We start from the raw sequence: 12409 nt of genomic DNA, 5'->3' as shown, positions 1-12409 counted from the left end.
TAATGTTAAATTGTATTGCCCTGTATATATCAACTTTATTTTTTTCTTATTAAATTGCTCTAAATTCAATGAGCAATATCAAATGAACAAAACAAATATCGGCTGGATAAACGGATTATTAGGGGTAATTATTTTTGCAGGTTCCATGCCTGCCACCCGAATTGCGGTAACGGGTTTTAGTCCGACCTTTTTAACTGCAATTCGGGCCACGATTGCAGCAGTATTAGCGCTCCTCTGTTTATTATGGTTTAAACAGCAGCGCCCGCAAAGCAATCAGTACCTATCCCTGATTATTGTCAGTGTGGGCGTGGTGGTGGGTTTTCCCCTATTTAGTGCGTTGGCATTACAAAATATATCTGCCTCGCGTGCTCTGGTTTTTGTGGCTTTGCTTCCACTTTGCACAGCTATGTTCGGAGTGCTGAGGGCTGGTGAAAATCCGAATGCAAGATTCTGGTTATTTACCCTGCTGGGCAGCAGCTTTGTACTTGCTTATATGTTGCTTCAGGATCAGTCCTATCATCTGGTCAGTGGCGATGTTTATATGATTGCAGCCGTGCTGGCTTGTGGTCTGGGTTATGCAGAAGGTGGACATTTATCCAAAGTATTAGCCGGATGGCAAGTCATCTGTTGGGCACTTATTGTTGCCTTTCCCCTTATGCTGGTTTTAACGCTGTACTATTTTCCAGCCAATTTCACTGAAGTTTCTTATTCTGCTTATGCAGGCTTGGCTTATGTATCCATATTCAGCATGCTCATCGGTTTTTTCTTCTGGTATAAGGGGCTGGCTATGGGCGGAATTGCTAAAGTGGGCCAGATCCAACTGCTACAGCCCTTTATCGGATTAACCCTCTGCGCAATCATTTTGGGTGAAAACATCAATATAGATATGATTATCGTGTGTGTGGCTGTGGTGATTTGCGTCATGTTGGCAAAAAGATTTGCCTAAAAGAGTCATGAATGACCAGTCAATCGGGCCCATGCAGATCAAGCGACATCCATGTTTAAATGATCTATCTTCAATGACCTCTGTTGTATTCAACTAACTTAATAATATTTAAAAACAAAAAAGGCAAAATAAAATGAAAACAGAAGAATGGCAACATATTTGCAAGGTGGTGAATGATGCGCAACGTGCAGCAATGCATTGCTCGGTTGCAACAGTAGATGAACAGTTACAGCCTACCATTACACCGATTGGAACTTTATTTTTAAGAGAAAACCAAAGCGGTTTTTTCTTTGATACGTATGCTGAATCTTTTAAACAAAATTTACCGCAAAATAATAAAGCCTGTATTCAAGCGATTAATAGCAGCCGTTTGTTTTGGTTGAAATCGTTATTAAAGGGCCAGTTTAGCGATTATCCGGGTGTACGACTGTATGTTGAAATTGGCAATCTGCGTCCTGCGACGCAGCAAGAGCGACTTCAAATTTCCCAACGAATTCAGGTTTTAAAATGGAGTAAAGGCAGTCAATTGATTTGGTCCGATTTTAATCAGGTCCGGGATTTTACTGTGCATGCTCATAGATGGGTCAGATATCCCAAAATGATGCCTAGCTATTAAAATAGATTTATCAAAACTTACTTATAGTAAGCCTATTTCTTTAAATAACTGAGTATAGGCTTCGGCTTTTTTTTCCACAGCAAGTGGATAAGCACGGGATGAAGATGGCATCCGGTATAAAGTCAGCTCGCGTTCAGCAAAATATGCTTTAGATGCCTGACCAATTGTCGGTTTTTCTGTAGCTTCAGGCATGGAAAGCATCAAGGTATCGGTGGCTTTATCTCCAGTGGTCATAATGCTGTGACATTCAGGAATCTGCTCTAGCAGCCTGGCTAAATCAGTTGCTTGGGCAATATGCAGAAATTTATCCGAAGCATTGCCTTTTAAGCGCACAATTTGATACGCCGTATCAAAAATTGCGATGCCTTTATCCATTAAAAAATCACGGATCTGTTGTTCCTTGAAATTTTTATTGGCGATATCTAAAAAATGTTCTTTATTGCCAAAGAATGCTAAACCAAAAATTTTCCACATGTCATTTTGATAATTTGGATAATAAAACTCCATTTTCCAGCGCGTTTTAGGTGGCGGAAAGCTGCCCATCATCAGCAATTTGGCATTTGGAGGAAGAAAGGGTTCCAATGGATGAGTTTCTATTTCAAGTTCAGTGCTCATAACAGTCCATTTATCCGTCTTTAGCTTAATTTAAAACATTTGACGAATTTTATCTGCTAGCTGTTGGCCCCAAAGTGTATAAATTTCCTTGCTGGGATGAAAACCATCCTTTGCCATTTCCAGATTCAGGATTTTAAAACGCTGCAGATCATATTCAATCCATTGCATATTGGCCTGCTGTTGAACAAATTTTGCAAGATTTTTATTCATACCTTTGGCATATTGCCCAAATAACCAGGCCAATGGATTTGGCAATGCAGGAAACATGTTCATCGGCGGCACACCAGAAGCAATAATCAATTCAGGCGTGAATTTCTGATTGATTTCCGCATACAGTTGTTGCTGTTTTTTCATCCAGTCTTTCGGTGAGGTCAGCTTGGTGATGTCATTTACCCCGACCGAGGTAATCACCACATCAAAGTGCTGAGCCAACATATTTTTCGTAGTTTTAATCACTTGCCCGGTGCTATGACCGCTTGTCGCTTCAAGCTGATACTGAATTTCATAGCCATCTTTTAACTGCTGTAAAACTGCACCGAGTAAAGCATCTTCCTGAGTTTCAACGCCGACACCTGCCGCTGCCGAATCGCCTAAAATTAAAACAGACAGTGCTTTTCCTGTTCCCACTCTACCCTGACGTTTTCCTGCGGGTTCTGCTAAACGTAGAGTATTCTTTTTAACGGCATTGCCTTGAACAATAAGGGCAGGAATAAGCGCAATAGTTGAAATTTTCAAAAGCATAAATATGTGAAGTCAATTCAATAACCTGTTTAATATATGATTTTATTGCTTTAAAAGCATTGACCTAACTTACATCTTCTAAAACTCCATAAAACCTGCTTAAAAATAATTGTGAAACAACAAATTAGCCTCTTGAGATTTTTTGGAAAAATGTGGCATAGCTTATTTGACGTTATAGCAATCTAAACAGATTAAAGCAGGATTACCTTGCTGATTAGACTTTAAAAAAGCTTCTACAGTTATGTATGAAGTAAAACTTTGATCAAAAAATATCTTCTTGCAATTATTTTTGAAACTAAGCATTGTCTGCTTAGATTAAAAAAATCAGACTTTCAGTGATTTAATAAAAGTTTGTTTATATAAAATCTAAATGACTGCATTTTTGGAATAATTTGTCTACATTTCATACGGAATTCATATTAAAGTAATTTTTATAATTTAAACACGAAACTCTCATAATTTAATTATTGACTTGATCAAGGGTAATCAATATGGACTATTGGAATAGTATCTTTTTAATTGCAATAATTGCCATCGTTGGTCTTACAGTGATTACATTAATAGTTGGCTGCAAAATTTGGAAAAACCTTATCGTTACGCTGATTATTTCTACCTTAATCAGCTTTCTTATTTTATGCGCGATTAGCTTTTTGTGGAAACAGGGTATTTATGTCCCTTGGAGTAATAATAATCTTTGGAATGAGATATTGACTGCTGAAATGGGACTCATGAGTGTTGTCATAGGTGGAGTGAGCACCTTCATCATTATGCTCGGTATTCTGATTTCTAAAAATAATAGATAATTGCATCAATTCTAAGCACAAAATTGTTCTTTTAAGCGTTCTCTCCAGATCTGCTAAATATGAATGAATGTCTCCTAAGTATATTATTTTATAATTTTAATCTATTAAAACATATTAAAAATCTAAAAAAGGCTCATTACTGAGCCCGTTTTTAATTAATAACTAAAATCTTAACCCAACTTGTTGACCAGTTTCAAAGGCAGAATTTTCATTGCCACACCGAGTGGCAACCAAGGCCACTGCGGTACATAAGCTTTAACCGGTGCTTTTTCAATGGCCTTGACCAGTAAATGAGAACCGGTTTTTTCATCCACCTCAAAAGGCAATTTTTTTGCACCTTCATTCAGTTCTGTACGGATATAACCCGGGAAAATGGTAGTGACTTTAATCGGCGTATCAATCAGTTCGGCACGGATGCCTTCAGCCAGATGAGCAACCCCTGCTTTACTGGCGCCATACGCGGTTAAATGTTTAGGCATGCCACGCATCGCACTCATTGATGAAATCATCACCAGATGACCTGCGTTTTGGGCACGGAAAATTTCCACCGCAGCTTCACATTGTGCCAAGGCTGAAATGAAGTTGGTTTCCACGGTTGCCTTGTTAATTTCAAAATTGCCTTTACCAATCCGGCGACCTTCTCCCACACCAGCATTCACGATAATACGGTCGATGGTGCCAAATTCTTCTTTAAACGCGCGGAATACTTCAAATACCTGATCGTAATGGGTCACATCTAAGGTTTTGGCACTGACTTTTACACCATATTTGCTTTCCAACTCTTGTTTTAAAGTTTCCAGACGTTCCAGACGACGGGCACAGATGGCAAGATTATAACCCTTTTGTGCAAATTCACGTGCCATACCTGCACCAATCCCGGAACTTGCTCCGGTAATTAAAATTGTTTTCGCCATGATTTATTCCTTTTCCTATTTTTCTTTCATCAGATCCAGGTCAGTAACTTGGAGTCTTCGGCCTTAATAAAATGATGTTCGTTCAAACTCAGCAATTGAGGTTCATTTCCCACCAGACGCAATGTGGTCATGCTGGTATTGGCAATGGCCCAGTTCAGGGCAAAAGTTTTGTTGGGGCACAAACCTAAAATTTTCCCTGCTGCGACAGAGATTACGCCACCTGAAGTAAATACTACGGCATAACGCGGTTTGCTTTTGGCCAGTTCATCACATAGATCTTGCAATGCGGATTCAACCCGATTTTTAAAATGTGGCCAGGACTCATCATATTCATGGTGATAGTCACCACCGGTCCAGCGTTCGATCGCGCCTGCAAAAATTTTAGCCAGGTAAGCACGAGGATTATCTTCTTTGGCGACATCCTGTTTTAACAAATGCGGTTCATTAAAACGTGGCTCGTACTTGGCAAAAACCTGCTGGTGATTGAACTCATTCCATGCACTGTCGGTCTGAATTTCGGCTTCGGGAAAACATTGTTCCAAAGCCAGGCTGGCAGTCTGTTGATGACGTTGCATCGAGCCTGACACCACATAAGGCGCTTCTTTTAAAATCTGGTCGAAATATTGCCCTAATAATTTCGCCTGTAATTCGCCGTTGGGAGAAAGCTGGTCATAACTTTCTGCCCCGAAAGAGGCTTGTCCATGACGAATCAGATAAATTGTGGTCATGTTGGCATCAATTCCTTAAATTTCGCGATATATTTTTGTGCCAGCTCATTGGCTTCAAGTTTCTGTAGGCCAATTAATTTAAGCGCACGAATATGCAAGGCATGAATGACAATCCAGAAATCCTTAAAGGCTGGATTATTGGTCTGTTCGTGGTAATAACGATAATAGATTTGCTGGGCAATTACGGCCAAACGGAAAATGCCGAACACTTCATAAAAGGTCCAGTTCTCGGGTTGCAAGCCGGTTTTTTCCAAATAATAATCCACCACTTCCTGACGTGTGAACATGCCTTTTAAATTGGTGGGCTGACGACGGGTGGCTTTAAAAATCTGATTGTCACTTTCTTCAACCCAATACGCGAGAGCTGAACCTAAATCCATTAATGGATCACCTAAAGTTGCCATTTCCCAGTCCAGTACGCCAATGACTTGAGTCGGATGCTCTGGATCTAAAATCACATTATCAAATCGCCAGTCATTATGAATGACACAGATTTTTGAATCGGCAGGAATATTATCTTTTAGCCACTGGCGTACATATTTGAATGAAGGCACATTTAAGGTTTTGGCTTTTTCATAGCGTGCATCCCAGCCTTCCACCTGACGGCGGCAATAGCCCTCTCCTTTACCCAGTTTTTCCAGTTCTGTACCGACATAAGGAACTTGATGCAGCTCGATCAGTTTGTCGATCACATTAATACATAATTCGCGAACCTGAGCTTCATTAAAGTTCAGTTCTTTAGGTAAATTGGCACGTGGAATAATGCCTTCCACGCGCTGCATCACGTAGAAGTCACAGCCAATTACGGATTCGTCCTGACACAGCGCCAGCATTTCCGGCAAGACCGGATAGAAAGGTGCCAGATTTTTTTGCACGTTGTATTCACGTGCCATGTCATGGGCAGATTTGGCTTTAGTTCCTTTAGGTGGGCGACGTAAAATCAAGTCCTTATTGTCGTATTTCAAACGATAAGTCCAGTTAGACGCTCCGCCTGAATATTGCGTGACTTCGACCTGACCTTGTAAATCAATGCCTTGTGCTTTGAGCCAATGCTCAACTGCAATGACATCTAGCTCTTCGCCTTGACGGACATTTCCGCCCACATCAATAACTGACATTCTTATTTCCCTAAATCTTTAATTTCAAAAGACTTCTTACATCACCTTATTTACACCTTTTTCATTTTCCATTCATAGGGAAATTTGAACAAAGTTGTAAGAAGTCTCATCTACTCGCTATATTTTTTAGATATTACTTACGACGTGAACCGTAACCACGTTTAGCCAGTTCAAGTTTGGCAATCATGCCTTTATGAACTTCATCCGGACCATCAGCCAAACGTAAAGATCGTGCCTGAGCGAAGAAACCCGTTAATGGCGTATCACGGGAAACGCCAGCACCGCCGTGAATCTGCATGGCCATATCCACCACTTTTTCCAGTACACTTGGCGCAACCACTTTAATTGCTGAAATTTCAGTCAGTGCTGCCATATTACCCAAAGTATCCATCTTGTAAGCAGCATAAAGTGTAAGTAAACGTGCTTGGTCAATGGCGACCCGTGCTTCTGCAACACGTTCCAGATTGCCACCCAGTTTTAAGATTTCCTTGCCAAAAGCACTACGGCTCATGCCACGGTCAATCATCAGCTCAAGTGATTTTTCCGCTGCACCGATACAGCGCATGCAATGGTGAATACGGCCCGGCCCTAAACGACCTTGCGCAATTTCAAAACCCTGACCTGCTCCGCCAATAAAATTGGCTACCGGTACGCGTACATTGTTAAAGCTGATTTCGCCGTGACCATGCGGAGCATCATAATCGCCAAAAACCGGCAACATACGTTCAATTTTTACTCCTGCCGTATCAATAGGAACCAGAACCATAGAATGTTGATGATGACGGTCTTTGCTTGCGTCAGGCGTATGCGCCATAAAGATGATGATTTTTGCATTGGGATCGCCCAAACCTGACGACCACCATTTACGGCCATTCAGGACAATTTCATCACCTTCGACTACAGCTGTCGCCTGCATATTGGTGGCATCGGAGGAGGCTACAGCAGGTTCAGTCATACAAAACACTGAGCGAATTTTGCCTTCTAATAAGGGCGTTAACCATTGCTGTTTTTGTGGTTCAGAACCATAGCGCCATAGAACTTCCATGTTGCCGCTGTCAGGCGCATTACAGTTAAATACGATGGGTGCAATTAAACTGCGACCGGAAAGTTCGGCAATATGGGCATATTCCTGAACCGAAAGCCCTTGACCCAATTCCGGACAGGGCAAAAACATATTCCAAAGCCCTGCTGCCTTGGCCTTATTTTTTAATATTTCAAGTTGAGGGGGCCATTGCCATGTTGTCCAATCACCACCTTGATTTAACTCATGGACGTCATTCCAAAACTCGGTTTCGACCGGTTCAATTTCGTTTTTTATAAAGACTTTTGTCCGTTCAATAAAATCCTGTGCGCGTGCTGACAATTCAAACATGGCCACTTCCCTCAAAATATATATGATCTGCTCTTTACAACAACATAACTCGAAAACTATTATGAATAAAATGATTTAATTAAATATTAAACTATGAACACCATTCATAATAAAGCAGTGATCGATCTGGGGAATTTTCACCGTATAGACATTAACTTGTATCCTTTATTTATTGCAGTGTATGAACAAAAAAGCATTTCCAAGGCCGCGCAGATTTTGTGTATTAGTCAATCGGCCGCCAGTCATGCCTTACAGCGTTTAAGACAGCATTTGCAGGATGATTTATTTATACGTGCCGGCAGTAAAATGCTGCCTACCCCATTTTCCGAGCAGATTTATCCTGCAATTAAAAGTGCGCTGTTTACCATCCAAAATATTTCAATGCAAAAACAGCGTTTTGAACCCAGCATGCTGCAGACTTTAAAAATTGCGGTACATGATGAAATTGAACCATTGATTTTCCCCAAACTGGTGCAGCACTTTCAGGGCTTGAATCTGGAGATTCAATTTTTCAGCAGTAAATTAGACCGTAAAACGATAGTGACTGACCTTGCGACCCAACAACTCGACTTTGTTATTGATCTGGAACAGAATTTTGGCGAAAAAATTCAATTTCAGAAACTGGTACAAGATCAATTTGTCGTGTGTACCCAGCAACCTGAAATGACTGAACAGCTTTATTTAACTGCCCCGCATATTGGTGTTTCATCACGGCGAACCGGAGTTTTAGTTGAAGATATTTATTTAAACCGCAAACAACGATCACGACAGATTTTTTTACGTTGCCAACATTATTCAACGGCTTTACAGATTTTGCTGCAAAACCCTCAATCCGTTTTAACCATTCCTAAAAATTTGCTCAACCATTTACAAGTTTCCCCAACATTAAATATTTTTGCAGTCCCTGTAGACTTGACCTTTATTAATTTAGGGATGTATTGGCATAAAGACTTGAAAGAAAATTCGCGCCATCAATTTTTGCGCAGCGAAATTTCTAAAATTTTTACTTAGGCTATTTTAAAAGATAGGTTTATTATGCTTAGGCTATTTATTTGGAAATAGATTAATTTCTAAAGGTTTAAAAATGCTTAGGCTATTTTTATCAATACAAAATGAAACACTGATTGTCTAGCTTTTAAGCCATGCAAATTGCGGCTTTCACCTACAATGTTCCATCTCCGGGCTGTGTCTAAATACGGCTAATTTTTAGGATTTGGATTATAATTTTGTTTCATCTCTCTACGACCTGGCAAATTGTGTTGGGGCTATTCGCCTTATGTACTTCCTATTATTTACTGCATAAAATTACCATTTACATCAAGAATATATTTCGTCCTTTTAAAAAAGGTAAAAAATATTGGTGCCGGGTTAACGCAGTGAGCGATGGCGATACCCTTACCTGCTACCGTTTTAATATCAGACGTTCTGAAACCAAGTTACGCTTTGCTTATGTGGATGCACCGGAATCGAGTCAAAGCTATGGCAAGGAATCCCAGCGACTGGTCCAAAGCATGGTTAAAGGCAAAATGGTTCGGGTAAAAATTACCGATATCGATCGGTATGGTCGCTGTGTCGGTGTAGTCTATCGTTATCGTAAAAATATCAATGAAGAGATAGTCAAGCGTGGGGCTGCATGGGTATATGAAGAATACATTAAAGATAAAACTCATCTGCACTATATGATGTCACTTCAAGAAAAAGCCAAAAAGCAGAAAAAAGGTTTATGGAAAAGTTCCCGCCCTGTGCGTCCGAGCGTTTATCGCAAGCAAAATAAATAGAATATACACACAAAAGAATCATCGCTAACTATAGTTATATTGATCTCATTCCATTGTGTTGTTGCTTAGTCATGACCAAAGTAGCCTGTTTTAAACAGGCTACTTGAATGGCTAGTTTGAAAAATTAAATATAGTAAGCCAATTGAACAAGCAGCCGGAATGCCCCAGCAATCAATGCTAAAGCAAAAAATCCACCTAGCCACAACACAATAAACCACTGCGTCTGTGAAAGTTTCATAGTTGCTCCTTAATGATAGCCCTGATCACCCACACGTACTTTGTCGCGGAACACCCAGTAAGACAAAGCGGTATAAATAATAATGATCGGAATTAGGAGTAATGCTCCAATCAAGGTAAATAACTGACTACTTTGTGGAGCCGCTGCATCCCAAATCGTGACTGAACGTGGAATGATATAAGGCCATAAACTGATCAGGAAACCTGTATACGCTAAAAACACCAAGGCCAAAGTATAGATAAAAGGTCTCAATTCTCTACGTTGCTTGCAGGCACGTAAAGCCAGATAAGTAAATACCAATACAAGGATGGGTACAGGACTAAAATAAGTCAGTTGGGGTTGGTTAAACCAGCGTTCCGCAATTGCAGGATGGGCCAAAGGCGTATAAATACTGACAGCACCGAAAATGATGAATAAGGCAATAATCAGCTTCGGCATGAGCTGAAACATTCGATTTTGCAAGTCTGTCTCGGTTTTAAAGATCAGCCATCCGCAGCCCAGAGTGGCATACAGCACCACGACACTGATGCCGGTAAAGACTGAAAACGGCGTCAGCCAGTCCAGACCACCTCCGGTATATACGCCATTGGTGGTTTTGATGCCTTGAATATATGCGCCTAAAATCATGCCCTGGAAAAATCCGGTTAAAATCGAACCACCAATAAAGGCCATGTCCCAAAGATGCCGATTACGTCTGGATTTAAAACGGAATTCAAAAGCCACTCCGCGGAAAATAAGCGCGACCACCATCAGAATAATGGGCAGGTATAGCGCAGAAAGTACCGTTGAATATACTAAGGGAAATGCCGCAAACAAGCCTGCCCCGCCCAATACCATCCAGGTTTCATTGCCATCCCATACTGGAGCAACGGTATTCATCATCACATCACGTTCTTCTTGCGTTTTAAAGAAAGGAAACAAGATGCCAATGCCTAAGTCAAAACCATCCAATACCACATAAATCAGCACGCCAACGGCAATAATTACAATCCAGATAAAAGATAAATCAATCATTTGTCATTCTCCTGGTGATTGTCGAGCGGTGGCCCATCCAGCTCTTCATCGGTACTGCCCAATGGACGATGTGAAGCCTGGATGACTTTTTCTTCACTATGCGGCACTGAATGAACAAATTCCGGACCTTTATGCATGATTCGGAGCATGTAATAAATGCCGATTCCAAAGACCACGCAATACACTACGACAAAGATAATCAGGGTTAATCCGACCTGTTCTGCCGATACTGGGGATAATGCATCTTTGGTTCGCATCACGCCATAAACCACCCAAGGCTGACGCCCCACTTCGGTGGTAATCCAGCCCGCAAGCAAGGCTATAAAGCCGGAGGGTCCCATAATCAGTGCAAAGCGATGAAACCATGGACTTTCATAAAAGCGACCGCTTCGTCTCAGCCACAAACCGGTAAGGGCCAATAACAGCATCAGCATGCCTAGCCCGACCATAATCCGGAAGCTCCAGAATACGATGGTAGAATTTGGCCGGTCCTCAGGTGCAAAATCTTTCAGGCCCTGAACTTTACCCTGCATGGAATGGGTTAAAATCAGGCTTCCCACATTTGGAATGCCAATCGCATATTTGGTTTCTTCTGCCTGCATATCGGGAATCCCGAATAAATACAGCGGCATGCCTTCATTATCATTGCTTTCCCAGTGCCCTTCTATTGCGGCAATTTTTGCAGGCTGATGCTTCAAAGTATTGATCCCATGCAAATCGCCAATCAGCACCTGCAAAGGTGTAAGCGCCAGCAGCATCCATAAGGCCATGGAAAAAGAGGTTTTTACCATTTCATCCCTGCGACCTTTAAGCAAATGCCATGCTGCTGTGCTGGCAACCAGCAAGGCTGAGACCAAGAATGCAGCCATCGCCATATGCGCCAAGCGATATGGGAAAGAGGGATTAAATATAATAGCCAGCCAGTCTTGCGGAACAATAATGCCATTTTCAATGCTGAAACCTTGCGGGGTCTGCATCCAGCTGTTGGATGAGAGAATCCAGAACATGGAAATACATGTTCCAAGGGCTACCATAACCGTGGCAAAGAAATGTGCCCGAGGACCGACCCGTCCCCAGCCAAACAGCATGATGCCTAGGAAGCCTGCTTCCAGAAAGAATGCGCTTAGCACCTCATAGGCCAGTAGCGGTCCGGTTACACTGCCTGAAATACGTGAGAATTCACTCCAGTTGGTTCCGAACTGGTAACTCATGACCACGCCGGACACCACGCCCATACCAAAGGCAATGGCAAATATTTTAACCCAGAACTTAAACAGGTCTTGATAGACCGGATTTTGGGTTCTGAGCCAGCGCCATTCTAAAACAGCAAGAAAACTTGCAAGACCAATGGAAATGGCGGGAAAAATGATATGAAAAGAGACGGTGAAAGCGAATTGAACTCGAGCCAATTCGAGAGCTGTTAATCCTAAATCCATAACATCACCTTTTTTAATTCATTGATATGGTGATTAAGCACGCAGCTAACAGTCGCGCTCTTTTTTTAATTTGTGCTGCTTCAGCATACG

At 41.5% G+C, this 12409-nt stretch carries 14 protein-coding genes; 5 read left to right on the top strand and 9 right to left on the bottom strand.

Going from position 1 to position 12409, the window contains the following annotated elements:
• Nucleotides 1–82 precede the first annotated feature (82 nt).
• Both B4C48_RS04930 and B4C48_RS04925 read left to right on the top strand, forming a co-directional pair.
• The gene (locus B4C48_RS04930) at nucleotides 83–946 is read left to right on the top strand and encodes a DMT family transporter (protein WP_291354496.1); all 864 of its coding nucleotides are present in this window, start codon (nucleotides 83–85) and stop codon (nucleotides 944–946) included.
• Nucleotides 947–1079: 133 nt separating this feature from the next.
• On the top strand, nucleotides 1080–1562 hold the full coding sequence (locus B4C48_RS04925) for a pyridoxamine 5'-phosphate oxidase family protein (RefSeq protein WP_291354495.1): 483 nt from the start codon (nucleotides 1080–1082) through the stop codon (nucleotides 1560–1562).
• A gap of 21 nt (nucleotides 1563–1583) precedes the next feature.
• On the opposite strand, the gene B4C48_RS04920 is transcribed toward B4C48_RS04925, so the two are convergent.
• Together B4C48_RS04920 and B4C48_RS04915 are read right to left on the bottom strand one after the other, a co-directional pair.
• Nucleotides 1584–2177: a uracil-DNA glycosylase family protein gene (locus tag B4C48_RS04920; RefSeq protein ID WP_291354494.1), complete on the bottom strand. Its 594-nt coding sequence runs from the start codon at nucleotides 2175–2177 to the stop codon at nucleotides 1584–1586.
• A gap of 30 nt (nucleotides 2178–2207) precedes the next feature.
• Nucleotides 2208–2918, bottom strand: coding sequence for an SGNH/GDSL hydrolase family protein (locus tag B4C48_RS04915; protein WP_291354493.1), 711 nt, complete (start codon nucleotides 2916–2918; stop codon nucleotides 2208–2210).
• Nucleotides 2919–3409: 491 nt separating this feature from the next.
• On the opposite strand from B4C48_RS04915, the gene B4C48_RS04910 reads away from it, so the two are divergent.
• A complete protein-coding gene (locus B4C48_RS04910) occupies nucleotides 3410–3721 on the top strand; it encodes a hypothetical protein (RefSeq protein WP_291354492.1) in 312 nt (103 codons plus the stop codon).
• 170 nt (nucleotides 3722–3891) lie between these two features.
• Here B4C48_RS04910 and B4C48_RS04905 read toward each other — a convergent pair whose 3' ends face one another.
• The 4 genes from B4C48_RS04905 to B4C48_RS04890 all read right to left on the bottom strand — a co-directional run bounded on the left by B4C48_RS04905 (nucleotide 3892) and on the right by B4C48_RS04890 (nucleotide 7853).
• Nucleotides 3892–4635: an SDR family oxidoreductase gene (locus B4C48_RS04905; protein WP_291354491.1), complete on the bottom strand. Its 744-nt coding sequence runs from the start codon at nucleotides 4633–4635 to the stop codon at nucleotides 3892–3894.
• Between the two features lie 29 nt (nucleotides 4636–4664).
• A complete protein-coding gene (locus B4C48_RS04900) occupies nucleotides 4665–5363 on the bottom strand; it encodes a histidine phosphatase family protein (protein WP_291354490.1) in 699 nt (232 codons plus the stop codon).
• Nucleotides 5360–6481 (bottom strand): phosphotransferase family protein, encoded by a 1122-nt coding sequence (locus tag B4C48_RS04895; RefSeq protein WP_291354489.1) that lies wholly within the window; start codon nucleotides 6479–6481, stop codon nucleotides 5360–5362. The genes B4C48_RS04900 and B4C48_RS04895 overlap by 4 nt, the downstream gene beginning before the upstream one ends.
• Nucleotides 6482–6614: 133 nt before the next feature.
• Nucleotides 6615–7853, bottom strand: a complete 1239-nt coding sequence (locus B4C48_RS04890) for an acyl-CoA dehydrogenase family protein (protein WP_291354488.1) — start codon at nucleotides 7851–7853, stop codon at nucleotides 6615–6617.
• A 93-nt stretch (nucleotides 7854–7946) separates the two neighbouring features.
• Here B4C48_RS04890 and B4C48_RS04885 point away from each other — a divergent pair, with 93 nt between their 5' ends.
• Entirely contained in the window at nucleotides 7947–8864 is a 918-nt protein-coding gene (locus B4C48_RS04885) for a LysR family transcriptional regulator (protein ID WP_291354487.1), read from the top strand.
• A 215-nt stretch (nucleotides 8865–9079) separates the two neighbouring features.
• Nucleotides 9080–9631: a thermonuclease family protein gene (locus B4C48_RS04880; RefSeq protein WP_291354486.1), complete on the top strand. Its 552-nt coding sequence runs from the start codon at nucleotides 9080–9082 to the stop codon at nucleotides 9629–9631.
• Nucleotides 9632–9755: 124 nt separating this feature from the next.
• On the opposite strand, the gene B4C48_RS04875 is transcribed toward B4C48_RS04880, so the two are convergent.
• From B4C48_RS04875 to B4C48_RS04865, 3 genes are read right to left on the bottom strand one after another with little or no spacing between them, the layout of a single operon-like run.
• A complete protein-coding gene (locus tag B4C48_RS04875) occupies nucleotides 9756–9869 on the bottom strand; it encodes a DUF2474 domain-containing protein (protein WP_291354485.1) in 114 nt (37 codons plus the stop codon).
• Between the two features lie 9 nt (nucleotides 9870–9878).
• Complete coding sequence (cydB, locus tag B4C48_RS04870; RefSeq protein ID WP_291354484.1) at nucleotides 9879–10883, bottom strand: cytochrome d ubiquinol oxidase subunit II; 1005 nt, start codon at nucleotides 10881–10883, stop codon at nucleotides 9879–9881.
• A complete protein-coding gene (locus B4C48_RS04865; RefSeq protein WP_291354483.1) occupies nucleotides 10880–12319 on the bottom strand; it encodes a cytochrome ubiquinol oxidase subunit I in 1440 nt (479 codons plus the stop codon). The genes cydB and B4C48_RS04865 overlap by 4 nt, the downstream gene beginning before the upstream one ends.
• Between the last annotated feature and the right edge of the window lie 90 nt (nucleotides 12320–12409).

It is taken from the genome of Acinetobacter sp. UBA3106 (assembly GCA_002365595.1).
Taxonomy (GTDB): Bacteria; Pseudomonadota; Gammaproteobacteria; order Pseudomonadales; family Moraxellaceae; genus Acinetobacter.
Note: the sequence above shows the minus strand (reverse complement) of the source record. Positions and strands in the feature narration are given on the sequence as shown.